Source organism: Pseudomonas azerbaijanorientalis, from assembly GCF_019139795.1.
Lineage (GTDB): Bacteria > Pseudomonadota > Gammaproteobacteria > Pseudomonadales > Pseudomonadaceae > Aquipseudomonas > Aquipseudomonas laurylsulfatiphila.
The window spans coordinates 4550680-4573617 of record NZ_CP077078.1; the positions used below are offsets into that span (position 1 = coordinate 4550680).

A 22938-nucleotide genomic window follows, 5' to 3' on the forward strand; every position below is an offset into this window, starting at 1 on the left:
TTGATTTTGACGGGCTCGTACACTCGGTCGATCCGCTCCTTGCGAGGTTGACCGCCTAGTGTTCGCTCGTCTTTTTGCCCTTCCGTATTTTTTCCTTGTTTGCCTGATGCTGTTGCCAATGGCACCTGCCCAGGCGGCCGGCCTGCCAAGCCTGCTCGGCGGCCAGGCCAAGGCACAGCCCGAAGCACAGGAACCGCTGGGGCAGTCCCTGGACGAAGTGATCAAGTCACTGGAAAACGATCAGCAACGCACAAAGCTGCTGGCCGATCTGAAAAGGCTGCGTGACACCACCAAACAGGCCCAGCCGATTACCGAAGAAGGCGTGCTGGGCCTGATTGGCGGAACCCTGGCCACGATCGAAAAGAAATTTTCCGGCGACGACAGTCCGCTCACGCGCTGGTCCAGCGAGTTCGACCAGGCCCAGGAAGAGTTGATGGCCCTGGCGCTGCCGGCCAATGAATGGCTGCCGATGCTCTTTGCGTTCGCCATGATCCTGATGGTCTGGAGCCTGCTGGCCGCCGCGCTGATCTGGATCAGCCACCGCGTGCGCATGCGTTTCGGCCTGACTGAAGAACTGCCGCAGCACCCCCGTGCCCTGGACATGTTGCGCTTTGCCTTGCGCAAGCTCGGGCCATGGCTGATCGCCTTGGTGATCACGATCTACATGAGCTATGCCCTGCCCTCGTCCCTGGGTAAAAGCCTGGCCATGGTGCTGGCCTATGCGTTGGTCGTCGGCACCTGCTTCTCGGCCATCTGCGTGATTGCCTTTTCCCTGCTCGACGGCCCACACCGCCACCGCGCCTTGTACATTCTGCGGCACCAGGCGTTTCGACCGCTGTGGCTGATCGGCAGTTTCGCTGCGTTTGGCGAAGCACTGAGCGATCCAAAACTGGTCGACAGCCTCGGCAGCCATCTGGCCCATACGGCAGCCACGATTGCCAACGTCCTGGCAGCCTTGTCCACCGCCCGGTTCATCTTGCGTTTCCGCCGCCCGATCGCCCACCTGATCCGCAACCAGCCGCTGTCCCGACGCCTGACCCGCCGCGCCCTCAACGACACCCTCTCGATTCTCGGCACCTTCTGGTACGTGCCGGCGCTGGTGCTGGTGGCCATTTCCCTGTTCGCGACCTTTATTTCCGCCGGCGACACCAGCACGGCCCTACGCCAGTCGCTGATCTGCACCGTGTTGCTGGTGTTGTGCATGGTCATCAACGGCCTGGTACGCCGCCACGCCCTCAAACCCCAGCGTGGCATCCGGCGTTACGCCGTGTATTCGGAACGGCTGAAGAATTTCTTCTACACAATCCTCCACCTGTTGGTGTGGCTGGCCTTTATCGAACTCGGCCTGCGGGTCTGGGGCATATCGTTGATCCGCTTTACCGAAGGCGACGGCCACGAAGTCAGCGTCAAGTTGTTCAGCCTCGCCGGCACCCTGCTGTTCGCCTGGTTGATCTGGATTCTCAGCGACACCGCCGTGCACCACGCACTGACCCGCTCACGCAAAGGCCTGGCCAATGCCCGCGCGCAGACGATGATGCCGCTGATTCGCAACGTGCTGTTCGTGGCCATTTTCATTGTCGCGCTGATCGTTGCCCTGGCGAACATGGGCATGAACGTCACGCCCCTGCTGGCCGGTGCCGGGGTGATCGGTCTGGCCATCGGCTTTGGTGCGCAATCGCTGGTAGCCGACCTGATTACCGGGCTGTTCATCATCATCGAAGACTCACTGGCCATCGACGACTACGTGGATGTCGGCGGTCACCTCGGCACGGTCGAAGGCCTGACCATCCGCACCGTGCGCCTGCGGGACATCGACGGCATCGTCCACACCATTCCGTTCAGTGAAATCAAAAGCATCAAGAACTACTCCCGGGAATTCGGCTACGCGATCTTCCGGGTCGCGGTGCCGGCCAACATGGACATCGACAACGCCATCAAACTGATGCGCGAAGTCGGCCAGAAAATGCGCACCGATCCGTTGCAGCGGCGCAATATCTGGTCGCCGCTGGAGTTCCAGGGAGTGGAAAGTTTCGAGTCGGGCAACGCGATCCTGCGCGCCCGATTCAAGACCGCGCCGATCAAGCAGTGGGAAGTGTCGCGAGCGTTCAACCTGTCACTCAAGCGGCACATGGATGAAGCCGGGCTGGACCTGGCGACACCGCGGATGAGCATTCAGGTCACCGCCGGCTCCCCGGAACAACCCTCGTAGGAGCTGCCGCAGGCTGCGATCTTTTAAAAATCAAAAGATCGCAGCCTGCGGCAGCTCCTACAAAGTCAAACCACGTCAACGCCGACATGAATCGCATCATGCCGCCAGAACTCCAGGTCGCAGTCGATCAGGCGTTCATGCTGGTCATAGTTGACACGGGCAATCCGCAAGCCCGGGCTACCCGCCGACACCTTCAACGCCGCCGCCGCATCCACCGACAACGCCGTGGGCACAATCTCGAAGCGCACCCGCCCGTAGTGCAAGTCGTAATGCCGCGCATACAACTCGGTGATCGACTGATTCAAATCGAAATCGAGGATTCCCGGAAAGTACTGCGGGTTCAGATAGTGCTCCACATACAGCACCAGCCGCCCGTCGATCCGCCGTGAGCGGCAGATCTGGATCACGCTCGACAGCGCCGGCAATTGCAGCCAGGCACAAACGGCCGCCGACGCCGGTTGCAATCGCGCCGAAATCACCTCGGTGGACGGCACCCGCCCCTGGGCACTGACCATCGCGTGAAAGTGGCTGCGCTGCATCAGGTTGTACGCCAGGCGTGGCGGCGAGACGAACCAGCCACGACGCTCCTCGCGGTAGATTTGCCCCTGCGACTCCAGCTGCAACAACGCCTCACGCAAAGTGATCCGCGTGGTGCCGAACAATTCACTGAGCTTGCGCTCGGCCGGCAATTTGCTGCCGGGGGTCAACAGTCCGTGGTCGATCTGCTCCTGAAGCACCTGGCCGATGGCTGTTACCGCTTTTGTTGCCTCGTCACGCATCAATGTTTCCTATCTGGACTAGACCAGCACCAATTCAGGGCAGAACCGCCGCGCAAACCGGCTCATTCAATAGTCTGCAAGCGTAGGCAGCGTAGATGACCGAGATGTGACAAAGCTGCCCAACGGTCGCCATTCTGCGAGCTCAAAAACCTGCAATTCATCGGCCAAGTCCCTTGCCAACCGAGGCCTTGACCATGGTCTACGCTTATCAGGCCAGTCGCGATACCGCTGAACAAAAAGTCCTCCAGGGCGACGAGCGACATCAAAGTGTCATCCAGCCCCCTTAAATTGGCTCAGGTATTGCTGACCTAGACCAACACAAACCGCAATCGCAGCGTTGAACACGACCCAAGGAGCTTCGGAATGAAAAAGCTTTTCCTGGCATCACTGTTAGGCTCGACTATCGCAATGTGCACTGCCGCCATGGCGGCCGATGATTTGAAAACCCTGGAAGCCGCTGCGAAAGCGGAAGGCGCCGTCAACAGCGTCGGCATGCCCGATGACTGGGCCAACTGGGCCGGCACCTGGAAAGACCTGAGCGACAAGTACGGCCTCAAGCACATCGACACCGACATGAGCTCGGCCCAGGAGATCGCCAAGTTCGCCGCGGAGAAAGACAACGCCAGCGCCGACATCGGCGACGTCGGTGCAGCGTTCGGTCCGATCGCGGTCAAGCAAGGCGTGGTCCAGCCCTACAAGCCTTCCACCTGGGATCAGGTGCCAGCCTGGGCCAAGGACAAGGACGGCAACTGGGCACTGGCCTACACCGGCACCATCGCCTTCATCGTCAACAAGAAGTTGCTGCACGGCTCCGAAGCCCCGACCAAATGGGCTGACCTCAAGAGCGGCAAATACAAGGTGTCCATCGGTGATGTGAGCACTGCAGCCCAGGCAGCCAACGGCGTACTGGCTGCGGCACTGGCCAACGGTGGCGACGAGAAAAACCTCAAGCCCGCCCTGGATCTGTTCGCCGACATCGCCAAGCAAGGTCGCCTGTCGATGTCCAACCCGACGATTGCCACCATGGAAAAAGGCGAAATCGAAGTCGGCGTGGTCTGGGACTTCAACGGCCTGAGCTACAAGGCCAAGATGGCCAACCCGGATGACTACGTGGTGCTGATCCCGTCCGACGGCTCGGTGATTTCCGGTTACACCACCATCATCAACAAATACGCGAAAAACCCGAACGCCGCCAAACTGACCCGCGAATACATCTTCAGCGACGCCGGCCAGATCAACCTGGCAAAGGGCAACGCCCGTCCGATCCGTGCCGAGCACATCACACTGCCGGCCGACGTGAAGGCCAAGCTGCTGCCTAATGAGCAGTACAAGAAAGTGACGCCGATCAAAGACGCGGATGCGTGGGAAAAGACCTCCAAGGCCCTTCCTCAGAAGTGGCAGGAAGAAGTCATTATCAATATGCAATAACCGGGAAGATCCCCATTTCGGGATCTGATGGCGATCCAAATGTGGGAGCGGGCTTGCTCGCGAAAGCGGTGTGTCAGTCGACATCGATGCAGGATGTCAGTCCGTTTTCGCGAGCAAGCCCGCTCCCACAGTGGATCGAGTGAGCTTCGAATATCTGTTTCACGGAGTTTTGCCCCCTATGAAGCACAACGTCATCCTTGTGGTGCTCGACGGCCTCAACTACGAGGTCGCCCGTCACGCCATGGGGCACCTGCAGGCGTACGTCGGTGCAGGACGAGCGGCACTCTACAAGCTGGAGTGCGAATTGCCGGCCCTGTCCCGCCCGCTGTACGAATGCATCCTGACCGGCGTTTCGCCCATCGACAGCGGTATCGTCCACAACAACGTTTCGCGCCTGTCCAACCAGCGCAGCATCTATCACTACGCCAGCGACGCAGGTCTTGTCACCGCGGCGGCGGCCTATCACTGGGTCAGCGAACTGTACAACCGTTCGCCCTTCGTGGCGGCACGGGACCGCCACACCGACGACCCGCAACTGCCGATCCAGCATGGGCATTTCTACTGGAACGACCACTACCCCGATTCGCACCTGTTCGCCGACGCCGAAAATCTGCGCCAGCGCCATGCGCCGCACTTTTTACTGATCCACCCGATGAACATCGACGACGCCGGGCACAAGCACGGCCTCGACACCCCGCAGTACCGCAACAGCGCGCGCTCGGTCGACATCATCCTGGCCGATTACCTGCAAGGCTGGCTCGATGCCGGTTATCAGGTGCTGGTCACTGCCGACCACGGCATGAACAACGACCGCTCCCACAACGGCCTGCTGCCGGAAGAACGTGAGGTGCCGTTGTTCGTTCTCGGTGACGCATTCAGCTTCGACGCCGGCGCAGCGCCGAAACAGACCGAGATCTGCGGCACCGTCTGCGAGTTGCTGGGTGCGCCCCACGACAAACCGGTCTGCCGGGAGCTGCTCAAGTGAATGCCATGACCCGCAGTAAATGGCTGGCAGCCTTATGCCTGGTCCCGTTCGCACTGTTCTTCATCGTGTTCGAGATCGCACCGCTGACCTGGGTGATGATCAACAGCCTGCAATCGGAAGAATTCGGCTGGGGCCTGGCCAACTTCAGCAAGATCTTCAGTTCTAAGTTTTACCTGCAGGCGATCCAGTACAGCCTTGAGATCAGCTTCTGGTCCAGCGTGTTCGGGATCATCATCGCGATACTGGGCGCCTACTCCCTGCGCCGGGTCGATTCGAAACTGCGCAACTTCGTCAACGCCTTCGCCAACATGACCAGCAACTTCGCCGGCGTGCCCCTGGCCTTTGCGTTCATCATTTTGCTCGGCTTCAACGGCAGCTTCACCATCATGCTCAAGCAGGCTGGCATCATCCAGGATTTCAACCTGTACTCGAAAACCGGGCTGATCATTCTCTACACCTACTTCCAGATTCCCCTCGGCGTGCTGCTGCTGTACCCGGCCTTCGATGCGCTGCGCGAAGACTGGCGTGAGTCCGCTGCGTTACTCGGCGCCGACAGTTGGCAGTACTGGCGGCACATCGGATTGCCGGTGTTGACGCCGGCACTGCTGGGCACCTTCGTGATCCTGCTGGCCAACGCCCTCGGTGCCTACGCCACGGTGTACGCCCTGACTACCGGCAACTTCAACGTGCTGCCGATCCGTATCGCGGCGATGGTGTCCGGTGACATTTCCCTGGACCCGAACCTGGCCAGCGCCCTGGCCGTGGTGCTGGTGGCCTTGATGACCTTGGTGACCATCGTGCATCAGTTGCTGTTGAAGAGGAGCTACCATGTCTCGCGCTGAACTGGGGCCCGCCGGTGTCTACCACCGCGTCGTGGTTTACCTGTTGTTTGCCATCCTGCTGTTGCCGCTGGCCGGCACACTGGTCTATTCGATCGCCAGCAGTTGGTCGGCCACCATTCTGCCCAGCGGCTTCACCCTCAAGTGGTACATCCAGCTGTGGAGCGATCCGCGCTTCCTGCATGCGTTCGGGCAATCGCTGCTGGTCTGCGTCGGCTCACTGATTCTTTCCGTGGTGCTGATCCTGCCGTTGCTGTTCGTGGTGCATTACCACTTCCCGAAACTCGATGCGCTGATGAACATCCTGATCCTGCTGCCCTTCGCCGTGCCACCGGTAGTGTCGTCGGTGGGGCTGCTGCAGCTCTATGGTTCCGGACCGTTCGCCATGGTCGGTACACCCTGGATCCTGATCGGTTGCTACTTCACCGTGGCGCTGCCGTTCATGTACCGGGCGATCACCAACAACCTGCAGGCGATCAACCTGCGCGACCTGATGGACGCCGCCCAGTTGCTCGGCGCCAGTACCTGGCAAGCCGCCTTCCTGGTGGTGCTGCCGAACCTGCGCAAGGGCCTGATGGTGGCGCTGCTGCTGTCGTTCTCGTTCCTGTTCGGTGAGTTCGTGTTCGCCAACATCCTCGTCGGCACCCGCTACGAAACCCTGCAGGTCTACCTCAACAACATGCGCAACAGCAGCGGTCATTTCACCAGTGCGCTGGTGATTTCCTACTTCTTCTTTGTGCTGGTTCTGACCTGGATTGCCAATATCTTGAACAGGGACAAAAGCGAATGAGCTATGTCAGCGTCCAACATCTTCAGAAAAGCTTCGCCGGCACCACGGTGTTCAGCGACATCAATTGCGAAATCCAGAAAGGTGAGTTCGTCACCCTGCTTGGCCCCTCCGGCTGCGGCAAATCCACCCTGCTGCGCTGCATCGCCGGCCTGACTTCGGTGGATGGCGGCAAAATCCTGCTCGATGGTGCCGATATCGTGCCGGTGAGCCCGCAGAAACGCGGGATCGGCATGGTGTTCCAGAGCTATGCGCTGTTCCCCAACATGACCGTGGAGCAAAACGTCGCCTTCGGTCTGCGCATGCAAAAGGTCAATGCCGATGACAGCCACAAACGCGTCGCCGAAGTACTGAAACTGGTGGAGCTGCAGGACTTCGCCGCACGCTATCCACATCAGCTGTCCGGCGGCCAATGCCAGCGCGTCGCCCTCGCCCGCTCGCTGGTGACCCGGCCACGCCTGTTGCTGCTGGACGAACCGCTGTCGGCGCTGGATGCGCGCATTCGCAAGCACCTGCGCGAACAGATCCGTCAGATCCAGCGCGAACTGGGCCTGACCACGATTTTCGTCACACACGATCAGGAAGAAGCCCTGACCATGTCTGACCGCATTTTCCTGATGAATCAGGGGAAAATCGTACAAAGCGGCGACGCCGAAACCCTCTACACTGCGCCGGTGGATGTGTTCGCTGCCGGTTTCATCGGCAACTACAACCTGCTGGACGCCGACAGCGCCTCGAAGCTGCTGCAGCGGCCAATCAACAAGCGCATCGCCATTCGCCCGGAAGCCATCGAACTGAGCCTCAACGGCGAACTGGACGCGCAGGTGCGCAGCCACAGCCTGTTGGGCAACGTAATCCGCTACCGGGTCGAAGCCCGGGGCGTGGAACTGGTGGTGGATGTGCTGAACCGCTCGGCGGCCGACCTGCATCCCGATGGTCAGCGACTGGCGCTTTCCATCGATCCGACGGCCCTGTGTGAGGTAGCCTGATGCCTTTGCTTATGCTGAAGAGAGAACTGCACTGATGGCCCTGGCAATTTTTGATCTGGACGAAACCCTGATCCACGGCGACTGCGCCTCACTGTGGAGCGAGCAAATGGTCCGCCTCGGCTGGGTCGACGGCGAATCGTTCCTGCGTCGCGACAAGGAATTGATGGATGCCTACGGCAGGGGCCATCTGGCCATGGAAGACTACATGGCCTTCAGCCTGGAACCGTTGATTGGTCGTACGCCTGAAGAAGTCGCGCACTTGATTGGTCCGTGGGTAGAGGACTACATCGAGCCAATCATTTTCAGTGACGCCACCAAGACCATCGCGGCGCATCGCAAGGCCGGCGACCGGATTCTGGTGATCTCGGCCTCGGGCACCCACCTGGTCGGTCCCATCGCCGAGCGCCTGGGCATCGACGAAATTCTGGGCATCGAACTGGAAGTGGCCCACGGCGCTTACACCGGCCATACCGTGGGCACCCTGACCTACCGCGAAGGCAAGATCACCCGCTTGCTGGAGTGGCTGGATGCGGAGGAGGAAAACCTCGAAGGCGCGAGTTTCTATTCCGACTCACGTAATGATTTGCCGCTATTGCTGAAGGTGGACTACCCGCATGTGGTCAATCCTGACCCCGTGTTGCGCGAGCAGGCCGAAAAGGCCGGGTGGCCGATCCACGACTGGAAATAACCCGGCCCCCCTGTGGGAGCGAGCTTGCTCGCGATGGCGGCGAGTCAGTTGCATTAATATCAACTGACACTCCGCTAATCGCGAGCAAGCTCGCTCCCACAGGTTTCTCGTTGTCAGCTCAGGCTCTCATCAATCACCAGCACCACCTTCCCCGCCACGTTATTACTCGCCAGCTCGGCAAACGCTGCCTCGGCATCCTTGATCGGGAATGTCCTGGCCAGTTGCGCACTCAAGCGCCCCTCGGCGAACAACGGCCACACGTGCAGGCCCAGATCGCTGAACAGATCTGCCTTGAACTGATCATCCCGGCTGCGCAGGGTCGAGCCCAGCAACTGCACGCGCTTGGCCAGTACCTGGGCCAGATCCAGCTTGGCCTCGCGCCCGCCCATCAGACCGATCAACACCCAGCGACCATCCTGAGCCAGCAACTTCAGGTTCAATGCCGCGTAATTGCCACCCACCGGGTCGAGAATCACGTCGAACGGCCCCAGATCCCGCAAGCCCTCCAGATCACCGTTACGCACCACGCCACCCTGGGCACCCAGCCCTTCGCAGTACGCCAGTCGTTCGGCAGAGCCGACGCTGACCCAGCACGGGTTACCGAAGGCCTTGCACAGCTGAATGGCCGCTGAACCAATGCCACTTGCTCCGGCGTGCAGCAAAACTTTCTGTCCCGGCTTGAGCGCAGCCAGTTGAAACAAATTCAGCCAGACTGTTGCATAAACTTCAGGCAATGCCGCCGCTTCGACCAGTGACATTCCGTCGGGAACCGGCAGCACATGCCGCCCGTCGACAACCACCTCTTCGGCCATCCCGCCCCCGGCCAGCAAGGCGCAAACCCGATCGCCCACCTGCCAGGAGGAGCCGGCGCCAACCTCGCTGATGACCCCCGAGCACTCTAGACCGAGCACCTTGCTGGCCCCTGGTGGCGGCGGATAAAGACCGGCTTTCTGCAACAAATCGGCGCGATTGAGGCCCGCTGCCGCCACTCGAATACGAACTTGCCCTACATCGCATGCAGGACCGGGCTCATCAACCCATACCACTTGACCGTCAACGCCTTGCAATGCTTTCACAGTGCCTCCATAGTGAGTCTGGACTGAGCCCGAAGCTATATCGCCGGGCTTTTTGCATTATGCGACCGGTTCCCAAAGAGCCGGCGACTTCAAAGACGGCCTAATATGCGTTATCAATTGTCCCCGCGTCGAATCAGCATGAAGCATCTGTTCCCCAGCACTGCCCTCGCCTTATTCATCGGTATCGGCTTGCTGCCGCTGTCGAGCAATACATTCGCAGCCAATAGCTGGGACAAGCTTCAACCCGATCGTGACGAAGTGATCGCCAGTCTGAACGTCGTGGAATTGCTCAAACGCCACCACTACAGCAAGCCGCCACTCGATGACGCGCGCTCGGTGATCATCTACGACAGCTACCTCAAGCTGCTGGATCCATCGCGCAGCTATTTCATGGCCAGCGACATTGCCGAATTCGACAAGTGGAAGACGCAGTTCGACGACTTCCTCAAGAGCGGCGACCTGAACGCCGGGTTCACCATCTACAAGCGCTACCTGGACCGCGTAAAGGCGCGTCTGGACTTTGCCCTTGCCGAGCTGAACAAGGGCGTCGACAAGATCGACTTCACCGCCAAGGAAACCTTGCTGATCGACCGCAAGGACGCCCCTTGGCTCAAATCCACCGCGGAACTCGACGACCTGTGGCGCAAACGCGTCAAGGACGAGGTCCTGCGCCAGAAGATCGCCGGCAAGGATTCCAAGCAGATCCAGGAAACCCTGACCAAGCGCTACAAGAACCAGTTGGCGCGCCTGGACCAGACCCGCGCGGAAGACATCTTCCAGGCGTACATCAATACCTTCGCCATGTCCTACGACCCGCATACCAACTATCTGTCGCCGGATAACGCGGAGAACTTCGACATCAACATGAGCCTGTCCCTCGAGGGCATCGGCGCCGTGTTGCAGAGCGATAACGACCAGGTGAAAGTCGTGCGCCTGGTGCCGGCAGGTCCGGCAGACAAGACCAAGCAGGTGGCACCGGCCGACAAGATCATCGGCGTTGCCCAGGGCAACAAGGAAATGGTCGACGTGGTGGGCTGGCGCCTGGACGAAGTGGTCAAGCTGATTCGTGGCCCGAAAGGCACCGTGGTACGCCTGGAGGTGATCCCGGCCAGCAATGCCCCGAACGACCAGACCACCAAGATCGTGCCGATCACCCGTGAAGCGGTGAAGCTCGAAGACCAGGCCGTGAAGAAATCGGTCTTGAACCTGAAGCAGGACGGCAAGGACTACAAGCTCGGCGTCATCGAGATCCCGGCGTTCTATCTGGACTTCAAGGCCTTTCGTGCCGGCGACCCGGACTACAAGAGCACCACCCGCGACGTCAAGAAACTGCTGACCGAACTGCAGAAAGACAAAGTCGACGGCGTGGTCATCGACCTGCGCAACAACGGCGGCGGCTCCTTGCAGGAAGCCACCGAGCTGACCAGCCTGTTCATCGACAAAGGCCCGACCGTGCTCGTGCGTAACGCCGATGGCCGTGTTGACGTGCTGGAAGATGAAAACCCGGGCGCGTTCTACAAAGGCCCGATGGCGTTGCTGGTCAACCGCCTGTCCGCCTCGGCTTCGGAGATTTTTGCCGGCGCCATGCAGGACTACCACCGCGCACTGATCATCGGCGGCCAGACCTTCGGCAAAGGTACCGTGCAGACCATTCAGCCACTCAACCATGGCGAGCTGAAACTGACCCTGGCCAAGTTCTACCGGGTTTCCGGACAGAGCACCCAGCATCAGGGCGTCTTGCCGGACATCGATTACCCGTCGATCATCGACACCAAGGAAATCGGCGAAAGCGCCCTGCCCGAAGCCATGCCGTGGGACACCATCAAGGCAGCGATCAAGCCGGCGGTCGACCCATTCAAGCCGTACATTACGCAACTCCAGTCCGAGCATGACGTGCGTACGGCCAAAGATGCGGAGTTCGTATTCATCCGCGACAAGCTGGCCCTGGCGCAGAAACTGATGGCCGAGAAAACCGTCAGCCTCAATGAAGTCGAGCGTCGTGCCCAGCACGCCGACATCGAAGCCAAACAGCTGGCCATGGAGAACATCCGTCGCAAGGCCAAGGGCGAAGAACCGCTCAAAGAGCTGAAGAAAGAAGACGAGGACGCCCTGGCGGCCGAGGACGACAAGACCAAACCGGAAGACGACGCCTACCTCAGCGAAACAGGGCGGATTCTGCTGGACTACCTGAAACTCAATACGGCAGTGGCGAAGCACTGAGTGCTTACAAACAGATGATGGCAATTTAATGCCAGCGCCCTCCGGGGCGTCATCAAACAGTCATCATTCTGTCGTGAAATACGGGACTGGCGTGCTCCTTGTCGAAAGGGACCACGCCAGTCCTTTTTTTATCGCCAGAGATCGCCATGACCACAACCGAACAACTGAGTGCATTGAGCTCGATCCTGACTCAAGGCGGTTTGCACAGTTTGTTCCAGCCGATCATCAGCCTCTCTGAGCGGCGCATTCTCGGCTACGAAGCCCTCAGTCGCGGGCCGTCCAACAGCCCTTTGCACTCCCCTGTCGCCCTGTTCGCCGTCGCCCGCCAAGCCGGTCGTTTGAGCGAGCTGGAAATTGCCTGCCGCCAAAGCGCTTGCCGACGTTTCAATGAACAACAACTGCCCGGCCTGTTGTTCCTCAACGTATCCCCCGAATCCCTGCTCGAAGCGGCCCATCAACCGGGACGCACCCTGCAATTGCTGCAGGACTTCGGCATTGCGCCGAGTCAGGTGGTCATCGAGCTCACGGAACAGACGCCGACGGATGATTTCCAGCTGCTGCAAACCGCCCTGCATCACTATCGGGCGATGGGATTTTCGATTGCGCTGGACGATCTGGGAGCGGGTTATTCGAGCTTGCGTTTGTGGTCCGAACTGCGGCCGGATTACGTCAAAATCGACCGGCATTTCATTGATGGCATTCATCAGGATGCGCTCAAGCGCGAGTTCGTCGGCTCGATCCTGCAAATCGCCAAGGCCTCGCGGGCGCAAGTCATAGCCGAAGGTATCGAGTTACCGGAAGAGCTCACGGTACTGACCGAGATGGGCGTCGATCTGGTCCAGGGCTATCTGCTCTGCCGCCCTCAGGAACACCCGCCACGGGATGCCCGGGCATTGATGCCACGCCAGGACAGCACCAGCGTTGTACTGAGCGAAGACGGCAGCGACCTCAGCGCACTTCTCAACGAGCAACCCGCCGTGAACCGGGACACCCCGACCGCCACGGTGCTCGAAGCCTTTCGCCGCCAGGCCAACCTGAACTCGCTGGCGGTCCTGGATGCACAGAGTCAGCCTTGCGGTATCGTCCATCGGCATTCGCTCTCCGATGCCCTGCTCAAGCCCTTTGCCACTGATCTGTTCGCCCGCAAACCCATCAGCCGCCTGATGAACGATGACTTCCTCGCCGTCGAACTGAGTCAGTCGCTGCAACAAGTCAGTCGCCTGATCACAGGCCGTGCCCGCCAGCGCATCGAAGAAGATTTCATCATCACCCTCAATGGCGGCTATCTCGGGCTGGGCCGCGTGATAGACGTACTCAAGCTGATTACCGAACTGAAGATCCAGCAAGCCCGCTACGCCAACCCGCTGACCTTGCTCCCGGGCAACGTGCCGATCCAGCAATGCCTGACGCGGCTGCTGCAACAGCAACGGGAGTCGGTGATCTGCTACGTGGACATCGATAGCTTCAAACCCTTCAACGACATCTACGGCTATGGCCGCGGCGACGAAGTCCTGCTGTGCCTGGCGCAATGCCTGAACGACCGCGTCGACCCGTCCCGCGACTTCGTCGGCCACATCGGCGGTGATGATTTCCTGCTGGTGCTCGGCCCGGAAGACTGGCGCAAACGATTGAACCAGTTGCTCGACGACTTCCAGAGCCAGTGCCGGCGCTTCTACCGCAGCGAGCACCTGGAAGCCGGCTGCTTCATCGCACCGAATCGCCAGGGCATGCGACAGGAGTTTGCGCTGTTGTCGCTGTCGATCGGCGTGGTGCATCTTCATCCACAGGCCTGTGGACAACTCGATGCGAGCCAGCTGGCGGAAATGGCGTCACAAGCCAAGCACCATGCGAAGAATGTGCAGGGCTATAGCGTGCATGTGATTGATAGCCGGGTGGTGCAGGAACGTGAAGGTGCTTGCCTGATGGGGCAGCGGTGATTGACAGGACGCTTTCGCGGGCAAGTCGAAGGCGTCCGATCAAACAACCCGAAACTTGAATTGATCCTCGACTACCCCCTTCATCCCCGCCAGCCCAGGGTTATAGCTCAGACTCGCGAGACGCCAGCTCTTGCAACTTGATCGGCGCCAACGGATGCCCGGCCTTCGCCGCGATCTCCCAAAACCGAGCCGCTTCAAGCGGATCCGGCGCCTTGCTCGCCGTCCCGGCCAGACTGATCACGCCCACTTGATACGCCGCCTTGCCATCGCCCGCCAATGCCGCCAGGCGCAACAAACGTAGGCCCTCTTCACGAGCGCCGAGGCCGACACCGCGAAACGTCAGGATGTGCCCATAGAAGCTCTGGGCGCCGACGTCGCCCAGGTTGGCCATGCGTGCAAACTGGCCTTCGAGCCAGCGCCAGCCCTGCGGCTGGCGAACAAACCACGACCAGTGAAACAACCGGCGCGCGAGCCAGTACCCGGCTCGCGCCTTGAGTTGCAAAAACATTCAGGCCTCGGCCGATTCCGGGTATTCGTACTCGAACACCCGCACCACTTCCGAAGCGTGCCAGGACGCGGCGGCAACGCCGTCCGACGGCCCGGAAAAACGCCCGAGACGCTCGACACACTCAAAGAATCCGGTGCGCGGCAAACGGCTGGCGCCCTGGCTGATCACCAGCGAACTGCGCAGTGGCTGCTCCGCCTTGGCGTCCAGAGCCGCCAGATGCTCAAGGGCCGCCGTCAGGGTCTGCATGGCCGGGGTCGGCAACTGCAAACGCTCCAGCAATGCCCGATACGTCAACAGATGGCGCTGGCGCCGCGCCTGATCCAGTTCGCCCAGCAATCCGTCCCAGTGTTGACGGCTGATGCGTACACTCACGATTCATCCCTCCATCCTGGCACCGTCAATTCCCAAGCCAGGCTGCGGCGAATCGCGGCGTCGGGCAGACGCTCGCCACTTTCGATCATGGCCAGGTAAGACGGGCTGATGCCTACCGTGCGGGCCAGCGCCTCGATGGCGATGCCCTTCCCCTCGCGCAAACTGCGTAGTTGATCCAGACCCGGAAGAATCGCGTCTGGTGTCGCCGCCTGAGGCTTCGTGGCTTGAGGCGACGCTTGCTCCTTGATGCCCGCTGCGTTCAATAACGCCTGATACTGAGCCCATGGCAGAACCGCATACTCGGGCTCGCCTTCGCGTGTAATTATCTGAATATCCATCACTACCCCGTAGGACAACAACACTTAGCGAGTCGGCACTTTTCCCTAGAAGTGTAATCCTAACAGCGGCCAAGGTCGCGGGGGGCATCAATCTATGAAGTCGTCGAAATCGACTCAGCGTTTTCTCGGGCCTTGCAGTTGAAGTTGCTCGGGGGTATCGGGTAGACGCTCAACCACCGCGAGCTTCTCCGGGACCTGCCGTTTGCGCCAGGCGCGGAAGGCATTGAGCTCGTCGTCGAGCACTTTCATCAACCACGCCAGGACTGCGATGTCGTCGAACATGCCGAACAGCGGAATGAAGTCCGGGACCGCATCCAACGGGCTGAGGAAGTACATCAGGCCCGCGACAACCGAAACCAGCGCCTTGGGGCTGATGGCGCGATACTCGCCACGCCAGTAGGCCAGGCAGAGTGCCTGCAACAGCTTCAGGTCGTCCTTGATCTTGCCTAGTCGATTGCCCTGGCTTACGCCTTTACTGGCGACCGCGAACAACAGGGTCGGCAATCGACCGCGTGCCAGCAGACGTCCGGCCAGTGGCAGGAAACGAGCGAAACTCCAGGGTGCTTTCATCATTCCTCCCGTTGAAATGTTATCCACACAAATTGTGGATAACCTTGTGAACAGAGCTGCTTTTCATCGCTGCAAGCCCCGTTTTACAAGGCCTGCGTTCAGATCGGGCGTTTTTTACTCATCAAAAAAAACCCATAATTTCATTGACTTGGCGGCCTTGTGCGTCTACCGCCGACACTACTATGCCTAAGACTCCGGCCTAGAGCGTCTGTTCGTTTTGTTTACCCCTGCCGAACGCCAGATGCAACAACGCCCCGCATGAGCGAGGCGTTGTTATCGAAGCAGGCGCTACTTACTTGGCAGCGGCGTCTTCTTTTGCCGGGTCCTTGATGGCCATCAGTTCCAGGTCGAATACCAGCACCGAGTTGGCCGGAATCGCCGGGCTCGGGCTCTGGGCGCCGTAAGCCAGGTCAGCAGGGATGTACAGCTTGTACTTCTCGCCAACGTGCATCAGTTGCAGGCCTTCGACCCAACCCGGGATCACACCGCTGACCGGCAGATCGATCGGGCTGCCGCGCTCGACGGAGCTGTCGAATACGGTGCCGTTGGTCAGCTTGCCGGTGTAGTGAACAGTCACTACGTCAGTCGGCTTTGGCTGAGGGCCATCGGCTTTCTGCACGACTTCGTACTGCAAGCCCGAAGCAGTGGTTGTCACGCCGGCTTTCTTGCCGTTTTCCTCGAGGAATTTCTTGCCGGCAGCGGCCGACTCTTCGCTCATCTTGGCCATGCGTTCTTCGGCACGTTTTTGCAGTGCGGCGAACGCCTCGACCAGTTCTTCGTCCTTGAGCTTCTGCTCTTTCTTGCCGACGGCGTCTTCGATGCCCTGGGCTACAGCCTTGGAATCCAGGTCATCCATCCCTTCCTGAGCCAGGCTCTTGCCCATGTTCAGGCCAATGCCGTAGGAAGCTTTTTGCGCCGGAGTTTTCAGCTCTACGCTGGTCTGCGAATCACAACCCGCGAGTACCAGGCCAACCAGGGCCACCGCCGCCGCCAACCGATGCTGTTTCATGCTATTTCCTTGTTCATGCGCCTAAAGGGCAATCGAGTAAAGCCGCGAGCTTATCAGGCCGCCACGACCAATGGCTACCGGCATGAGAGCCGGAATCAATTGATAAGTTCAGGTGTTTAAACGCTTTTCATAATTGGAGTGATGAAGCTTCTTTCATCTTGCTCCGACAGAGGCTGATTGCTGAACCTGCAATCTGGCGTAATGGCCTCTTGCCGCATCTTGGGCACTCGGGCATAACGGCATGATAATTCGACAAGGATGTTTATCTTGCGCCTCTTCCTACGCTTGCTGGTTCTCATCGCAGTCCTGCTCGGGCTGGCCCTGGCCGTGGTTCTCTATTACGTCGCCAACCCGAAATTGCCGGCCTGGTCGCCTGCCCAACAGGTGCATTACCTGGAGCAATGGAGCGCCGTCGACCGAGAGACTTATTACTTCACACCCCAGGGCACCCAGGTCAAAGGCTTGCGCTATGACTGGTTCACCGCCCTCGAACTGCCCTTCTCGCAGCAACGCTTCGCCGCCCCCGAGTACCTCGCGCGCTTCGGTTTTCTGGTGGACCCCGGCCAGAAACCGACACCGAACAACCCCGGCAACCTCCCCGCAGGCTTTACCCGGCATCAGAATGCCGGCAGCCCGGATGTGTTTCTGGATATCACCTGTGCGGCCTGCCACACCGGTGAACTGCGCTTCAAGGGGCAAGCCGTGCGTATAGACGGTGGTTCGGCGCAGCATGTCCTGCCGTCCAGTGTTCCTACGCTCAAAGGGGGCAGTTTCGGACAAGCCCTGGTCGCCAGCCTGGTCTCGACCTACTACAACCCGTGGAAATTCGAACGTTTCGCACGCAACGTACTGGGCCAGGACTACGAGACGCACCACAAGCAACTGCGCAAAGAATTCAAGGCTTCACTCGATACATTCCTCAAAGTGGCCTGGAACGACACCCATCGCGGGCTCTATCCAACCGAGGAAGGCCCGGGCCGCACCGATGCCTTCGGGCGCATTGCCAACGCCAGCTTCGGTGACGCGATTTCCCCCGACAACTATCGCGTGGCCAACGCTCCGGTCGATTATCCGCAACTGTGGGACATGTGGACGTTCGAATGGGTGCAGTGGAACGGCTCGGCGAAACAACCGATGGCCCGCAACATCGGCGAGGCGTTGGGCGTCGGTGCCACGCTGAACTTCTTCGACCAGAACGGCCAGCCGCTGATGGGCGATGCCCGCTATCCCTCCAGTGTCCGTGTGCGCGACCTGCACCTGATCGAAGAAACCCTGCAACGACTCTCGCCTCCGGCCTGGCCGGAAGACCTGCTGGGCGCGATCGACAAACCGCTGGCCGCCAAGGGACGTACCCTGTTCGCGGAAAACTGCGCGGGCTGTCATGTACCGCGAACCACCCAGGGCGAGGGACGATACGTTCAGCACCTGAAAATGCTCCCGGTGGATGCCATCGGCACAGACCCGGGTGCGGCCAACAACATCGCCGACCATCGCTTTGACCTGACGGCGCTGCAATGGAAGCAGGCGGAACTGGAAAAACTTGATGTAGAGCCAAAACCCGACGAGCCACTGGACCTGAGCAAGATGTCCGTGGCCTCGGGGCTGGCCTATGTCACTGCATTTGTCCGCAACCGTGCCTATCAGGACGCCAATGTCCCCCCCGCCGAGCACCCGGAAATGGACGGTTTCGGCCTGCCAATCGGCGTACGCGAATTGCGTTCGTACAAGGCCAGGCCGTTGGCGGGTGTATGGGCGACAGCGCCGTTTCTGCACAACGGCTCGGTACCGAGCCTTTATCAATTGCTGTCGCCTCAGGATGAGCGAGCAACCACGTTCTACAAAGGCACTTTCGAATATGACCCGAGACACCTGGGTTACCGCACCGAAGCCTTTACCAATGGTTTTCTGTTCGACACGCGAATCACCGGCAACCACAACAGTGGTCATGAATTCCGTGCCGGCAAACTCGGCAATGGCGTGATCGGCCGCTGGTTGCAGCCACAGGAGCGTTGGGCACTGCTGGAGTATCTGAAAGTGCTGGGCGGCCCGCTGGAAGCGCAATTGCCATGACCATGAACTCGGCCAAAAGGACGCTCTCATGCTGATTACACTCTGGCTGCGCCTGGGCGCCTTCATCGGCAAGCTGTTGCTGTGGCTGCTGGTTCTCGGCGCGCTTGGCTGGGCATTGGCCACCGCCTGGTTTGCCTGGCAGCAGCGCGGACCGGTCTCGGCGCAAGAGTCGATTGCGGACGGTGAAGCCGCAATGACCCGGGATATCATCCAGACCGCCTTGCGCATCGTCGATCAGCACCGCGAAAGCACCCGCTACCTGCGCGATGCCCACGCCAAGGCCCACGGTTGCGTCAAAGCCGAAGTCCAGGTGTTACCGGAACTGGCCAGCGAATTGCGCCAGGGCGTGTTCAGCGAACCGGGCAAAACCTGGCAAGCGACGATGCGCCTGTCCAATGGCAATGCCTACCCGCAGTTCGACAGCATCCGCGATGCCCGGGGCATGGCGATCAAGCTGTTCGATGTTCCGGGCAAACAACTATTGAGCGATCAGCCGGGGCGAAGCGAACAGGACTTTGTGATGTTCAGCCATCCGAATTTCTTTGTAAGTAACGTGGCCGAATACCGTCAGAACGTCGCTGCCCAGGCCGAGGGTAAAAAAATGATGGCGTTCTTTCCGGGGTGGGATCCGCGTTCGTGGCAGGTTCGCCACCTGTTTACTGCCCTGGCGACGTTGTCCCCTGCTCCATCGAGCCCAACCCGGACAACGTACTTTTCGGTTTCACCCTACAAATTCGGTGAAGCCAATGCGAAGTTCCGGGTCATGCCCGATCCGGGCAGTTGCCCGGCCTACAACCTGCCGGAACAAAACCGCGAGTTGCCGAACTTCCTGCGCAATGCGCTCAATCAACAGTTGTCGACCGACCGGGTACCCGCGTGTTTCGTCTTGCAAATCCAGCGACAGGACGCCAACAAGTACATGCCGATTGAAGACACCAGCATTGAATGGCGCGAAAGCGATGCGCCCTTCGAGACGGTGGCGCAGATCAAGGTGCCGGCGCAGGACTTCGATACACCGGCGCTGAACCTGCAATGCGACAACCAGTCATTCAATCCCTGGTTCGGTATCGAGGCACACCGCCCCATCGGCGGAATCAATCGCCTGCGCAAAGCCGTCTATGAAGCTGTCAGCGACTACCGACACAGCCGCAACGCCGAGCAATAACTGCGCAGACACAAAAAAAGCGATCCCGGGATCGCTTTGAAGGCCGGCCAAATGCCAGACAGCAAAAAGCCCGCACAAGGCGGGCTTTCTGTGGTGACCTGGCGTTCAGTGTTCCAGGTTACCGAATATGGCGCAGCGGACGGGACTCGAACCCGCGACCCCCGGCGTGACAGGCCGGTATTCTAACCGACTGAACTACCGCTGCGCGAAACGCTTGAAACGAATGGTGGGTGATGACGGGATCGAACCGCCGACATTCTGCTTGTAAGGCAGACGCTCTCCCAGCTGAGCTAATCACCCTTCGCTTCGTTACGGGACGCATTATGCCACAAGTTTTCGTAAAGTGTTGATTTATTTGAAGTTTTTTTCAAATAAATCCGAAAACCGGAAAAACGACACATCCCGCGGGTACAACGTACAAACTTGAGGCAGAAAAAAACCCGCTATCGCGGGTTTTTCCGTGGTGACCTGGCGTTCAGTGTTCCAGGTTACCGAATATGGCGCAGCGGACGGGACTCGAACCCGCGACCCCCGGCGTGACAGGCCGGTATTCTAACCGACTGAACTACCGCTGCGCTAAACACATGAAACGAATGGTGGGTGATGACGGGATCGAACCGCCGACATTCTGCTTGTAAGGCAGACGCTCTCCCAGCTGAGCTAATCACCCTTCGCTTCGGTGTGGCGCGCATTCTACGGAGCGACCCAACCTCTGGCAAGCACTTTTTAAAATAATTTTCTCAGGCCTTCCAAAGGCTTAGAGAAAGGTTGGCCTATGGCACGGCGAAGACAATAATGCCCCCCTTTGTATAAAGGAGAGACTCACCCCATGTGGTTCAAAAACCTGCTTATCTATCGCCTGACCCAAGATCTGCCTGTTGATGCCGAGGCGTTGGAAACTGCACTGGCCACCAAACTGGCGCGCCCATGTGCAAGCCAGGAGTTGACCACCTACGGTTTCGTCGCGCCGTTCGGCAAAGGCGAAGATGCGCCACTGGTGCACGTCAGCGGTGACTTCCTGCTGGTTTCCGCGCGCAAGGAAGAACGTATTTTGCCGGGCAGCGTCGTGCGTGACGCGGTCAAGGAAAAGGTCGAAGAGATCGAAGCCGAGCAAATGCGCAAGGTCTACAAGAAGGAACGCGATCAGATCAAGGATGAAATCATCCAGGCCTTCCTGCCCCGCGCCTTTATCCGCCGCTCGTCGACCTTCGCTGCCATCGCGCCGAAACAGGGCCTGATCCTGGTCAACTCGGCCAGCCCGAAACGCGCCGAAGACTTGCTGTCGACCCTGCGTGAAGTGATCGGCACCCTGCCGGTGCGTCCGCTGACCGTGAAAATGTCGCCGACCGCAACCATGACCGAGTGGGTCACCACGCAGAAAGCCGCGGACGATTTCTTTGTGCTGGACGAGTGCGAACTGCGCGACACCCACGAAGACGGCGGCATTGTGCGTTGCAAGCGCCAGGACCTGACCAGCGAAGAAATCCAGCTGCACCTGAGCACCGGCAAAGTGGTCACTCAACTGTCCCTGGCCTGGCAGGACAAACTGTCGTTCGTCCTCGACGACAAGATGGTGGTCAAGCGCCTGAAGTTCGAAGACCTTCTGCAAGACCAGGCGGAACAGGACGGCGGCGACGAAGCCCTGGGCCAACTGGACGCCAGCTTCACCCTGATGATGCTGACCTTCGGCGACTTCCTGCCGGCGCTGGTTGAAGCGTTGGGTGGAGAAGAGACGCCTCAGGGTATCTAAAGCCTTGTGATCTCAAACTGTGGGAGCGGGCTTGCTCGCGAAAGCGGAGTATCAGTCAGAACTTATGTCGACTGACACTCCGCTTTCGCGAGCAAGCCCGCTCCCACATTTGGTTTTGTGGTGCTACTCAATAAAAAGGATATGGCCATGCGCGCACTGGCTGCATTGAGTCGTTTTGTCGGCAACACCTTCGCTTACTGGGTACTGATTTTCGCTGTCGTGGCGTTCCTGCAGCCGGCATGGTTCCTCGGTCTCAAAGGCACCATCGTGCCGCTGCTGGGGCTGGTGATGTTCGGCATGGGCCTGACCCTCAAGCTCGAAGACTTCGCCGAAGTCGCCCGCCATCCCTGGCGCGTGGCCCTGGGCGTGGTTGCCCATTTCGTGATCATGCCGGACGTGGCGTGGTTGCTCTGCCAGGCGTTCCACTTGCCGCCGGAAATCGCCGTCGGTGTGATTCTGGTCGGCTGCTGCCCAAGCGGCACCTCGTCGAACGTGATGACCTGGCTGGCCCGTGGCGACCTGGCGCTGTCGGTGGCCATCGCCGCCGTCACCACCCTCCTCGCCCCCCTGCTGACGCCGGCGCTGATCTGGTTGCTGGCCTCGGCATGGTTGCCGGTGTCGTTCATGGAATTGTTCTGGTCGATCCTGCAAGTGGTGCTGTTGCCGATCGTGCTGGGCGTGGTTGCCCAACGGGTGCTCGGCGACAAGGTTCGCCACGCTGTGGACGTATTGCCGCTGGTGTCGGTGGTCAGCATCGTGATCATTGTCACGGCAGTGGTGGCCGCCAGCCAGGCGAAGATTGCCGAGTCGGGCCTGTTGATCATGGCCGTGGTCATGCTGCACAACTGCTTTGGCTACCTGCTGGGTTACTTCACAGGGCGCCTGTTCAAGCTGCCACTGGCCCAGCGCAAGTCCCTGGCCCTGGAAGTCGGCATGCAGAACTCCGGCTTGGGCGCCGCGCTGGCCAGTGCGCACTTCTCGCCGCTGGCGGCAGTGCCCAGTGCATTGTTCAGTGTCTGGCACAACATTTCCGGGGCATTGCTCTCGACGTACTTCCGCCGCATGAGTGAAAAGCAGGATCGGGAAATGACGGCGCAACAGGTCAGCGACTGACTGGAAAACTTGATCCCTGGGTTAATGCTGGGCACTATATTGCGCAACGCGAGGACGACCTCGCGGCTCGATCGAGTCATTAATCAGGGGACGACCCCGTCAGACG

The 22938-nt window shown here is 59.9% G+C and carries 20 protein-coding genes and 4 tRNA genes; 13 read left to right on the forward strand and 11 right to left on the reverse strand.

Annotated features, from left to right (window positions below; genetic code table 11):
* Positions 1-106 precede the first annotated feature (106 nt).
* On the forward strand, positions 107-2209 hold the full coding sequence (locus KSS91_RS20225) for a mechanosensitive ion channel family protein (RefSeq protein ID WP_225923704.1): 2103 nt from the start codon (positions 107-109) through the stop codon (positions 2207-2209).
* A 65-nt stretch (positions 2210-2274) separates the two neighbouring features.
* Here the strand turns inward: KSS91_RS20225 and KSS91_RS20230 are convergent, their stop codons facing one another.
* The gene (locus tag KSS91_RS20230; RefSeq protein ID WP_015096130.1) at positions 2275-2988 is read right to left on the reverse strand and encodes a UTRA domain-containing protein; all 714 of its coding nucleotides are present in this window, start codon (positions 2986-2988) and stop codon (positions 2275-2277) included.
* 363 nt (positions 2989-3351) lie between these two features.
* Here KSS91_RS20230 and KSS91_RS20235 point away from each other — a divergent pair, with 363 nt between their 5' ends.
* The 6 genes from KSS91_RS20235 to KSS91_RS20260 all read left to right on the forward strand — a co-directional run bounded on the left by KSS91_RS20235 (position 3352) and on the right by KSS91_RS20260 (position 8704).
* Positions 3352-4416 (forward strand): ABC transporter substrate-binding protein, encoded by a 1065-nt coding sequence (locus KSS91_RS20235; protein WP_015096131.1) that lies wholly within the window; start codon positions 3352-3354, stop codon positions 4414-4416.
* A 178-nt stretch (positions 4417-4594) separates the two neighbouring features.
* A complete protein-coding gene (locus tag KSS91_RS20240; protein WP_217835917.1) occupies positions 4595-5401 on the forward strand; it encodes an alkaline phosphatase family protein in 807 nt (268 codons plus the stop codon).
* 5 nt (positions 5402-5406) lie between these two features.
* Complete coding sequence (locus KSS91_RS20245) at positions 5407-6243, forward strand: ABC transporter permease (protein WP_173900798.1); 837 nt, start codon at positions 5407-5409, stop codon at positions 6241-6243.
* Positions 6230-7030, forward strand: a complete 801-nt coding sequence (locus KSS91_RS20250; RefSeq protein WP_015096134.1) for an ABC transporter permease — start codon at positions 6230-6232, stop codon at positions 7028-7030. Before KSS91_RS20245 ends, KSS91_RS20250 begins: the two co-directional genes overlap by 14 nt.
* On the forward strand, positions 7027-8016 hold the full coding sequence (locus tag KSS91_RS20255; RefSeq protein ID WP_007974966.1) for an ABC transporter ATP-binding protein: 990 nt from the start codon (positions 7027-7029) through the stop codon (positions 8014-8016). The genes KSS91_RS20250 and KSS91_RS20255 overlap by 4 nt, the downstream gene beginning before the upstream one ends.
* A gap of 34 nt (positions 8017-8050) precedes the next feature.
* Positions 8051-8704: an HAD family hydrolase gene (locus KSS91_RS20260; RefSeq protein ID WP_217835918.1), complete on the forward strand. Its 654-nt coding sequence runs from the start codon at positions 8051-8053 to the stop codon at positions 8702-8704.
* Between the two features lie 113 nt (positions 8705-8817).
* Here KSS91_RS20260 and KSS91_RS20265 read toward each other — a convergent pair whose 3' ends face one another.
* Positions 8818-9780, reverse strand: a complete 963-nt coding sequence (locus KSS91_RS20265; RefSeq protein WP_217835919.1) for a zinc-binding dehydrogenase — start codon at positions 9778-9780, stop codon at positions 8818-8820.
* 138 nt (positions 9781-9918) lie between these two features.
* On the opposite strand from KSS91_RS20265, the gene KSS91_RS20270 reads away from it, so the two are divergent.
* A complete protein-coding gene (locus KSS91_RS20270; protein WP_217835920.1) occupies positions 9919-12000 on the forward strand; it encodes a carboxy terminal-processing peptidase in 2082 nt (693 codons plus the stop codon).
* A gap of 146 nt (positions 12001-12146) precedes the next feature.
* Positions 12147-13937 carry a bifunctional diguanylate cyclase/phosphodiesterase gene (locus KSS91_RS20275; RefSeq protein WP_217835921.1) on the forward strand — a complete coding sequence of 597 codons (1791 nt, stop codon included), beginning with the start codon at positions 12147-12149 and terminating at the stop codon, positions 13935-13937.
* A gap of 100 nt (positions 13938-14037) precedes the next feature.
* Here KSS91_RS20275 and KSS91_RS20280 read toward each other — a convergent pair whose 3' ends face one another.
* From KSS91_RS20280 to bamJ, 5 genes are all read right to left on the reverse strand, one after another.
* Complete coding sequence (locus KSS91_RS20280) at positions 14038-14445, reverse strand: sel1 repeat family protein (protein ID WP_217835922.1); 408 nt, start codon at positions 14443-14445, stop codon at positions 14038-14040.
* Entirely contained in the window at positions 14446-14817 is a 372-nt protein-coding gene (locus KSS91_RS20285; RefSeq protein WP_003223109.1) for a hypothetical protein, read from the reverse strand.
* Positions 14814-15155: a helix-turn-helix domain-containing protein gene (locus tag KSS91_RS20290; protein WP_015096140.1), complete on the reverse strand. Its 342-nt coding sequence runs from the start codon at positions 15153-15155 to the stop codon at positions 14814-14816. The genes KSS91_RS20285 and KSS91_RS20290 overlap by 4 nt, the downstream gene beginning before the upstream one ends.
* A 114-nt stretch (positions 15156-15269) precedes the next feature.
* On the reverse strand, positions 15270-15725 hold the full coding sequence (locus tag KSS91_RS20295; protein WP_217835923.1) for a YkvA family protein: 456 nt from the start codon (positions 15723-15725) through the stop codon (positions 15270-15272).
* A gap of 292 nt (positions 15726-16017) precedes the next feature.
* The gene (gene bamJ, locus KSS91_RS20300) at positions 16018-16734 is read right to left on the reverse strand and encodes a BamJ family beta-barrel-assembly machinery protein (RefSeq protein WP_015096142.1); all 717 of its coding nucleotides are present in this window, start codon (positions 16732-16734) and stop codon (positions 16018-16020) included.
* Between the two features lie 267 nt (positions 16735-17001).
* Between bamJ and KSS91_RS20305 the strand changes: the two genes are divergently transcribed.
* Positions 17002-18804: a di-heme-cytochrome C peroxidase gene (locus KSS91_RS20305; RefSeq protein WP_217835924.1), complete on the forward strand. Its 1803-nt coding sequence runs from the start codon at positions 17002-17004 to the stop codon at positions 18802-18804.
* A gap of 28 nt (positions 18805-18832) precedes the next feature.
* Entirely contained in the window at positions 18833-19969 is a 1137-nt protein-coding gene (locus KSS91_RS20310) for a catalase family protein (RefSeq protein WP_217835925.1), read from the forward strand.
* 128 nt (positions 19970-20097) lie between these two features.
* Here KSS91_RS20310 and KSS91_RS20315 read toward each other — a convergent pair.
* The 4 genes from KSS91_RS20315 to KSS91_RS20330 form a co-directional block, all read right to left on the reverse strand.
* Positions 20098-20174 (reverse strand) — tRNA-Asp (locus KSS91_RS20315).
* A gap of 19 nt (positions 20175-20193) precedes the next feature.
* Positions 20194-20269, reverse strand: a tRNA-Val gene (locus KSS91_RS20320).
* A 198-nt stretch (positions 20270-20467) separates the two neighbouring features.
* Positions 20468-20544, reverse strand: a tRNA-Asp gene (locus KSS91_RS20325).
* 19 nt (positions 20545-20563) lie between these two features.
* Positions 20564-20639, reverse strand: a tRNA-Val gene (locus tag KSS91_RS20330).
* A 159-nt stretch (positions 20640-20798) separates the two neighbouring features.
* Between KSS91_RS20330 and rdgC the strand changes: the two genes are divergently transcribed.
* On the forward strand, positions 20799-21719 hold the full coding sequence (rdgC, locus tag KSS91_RS20335; RefSeq protein ID WP_007969735.1) for a recombination-associated protein RdgC: 921 nt from the start codon (positions 20799-20801) through the stop codon (positions 21717-21719).
* Between the two features lie 147 nt (positions 21720-21866).
* On the forward strand, positions 21867-22832 hold the full coding sequence (locus tag KSS91_RS20340) for a bile acid:sodium symporter family protein (protein ID WP_217835926.1): 966 nt from the start codon (positions 21867-21869) through the stop codon (positions 22830-22832).
* Positions 22833-22938: the final 106 nt, after the last annotated feature.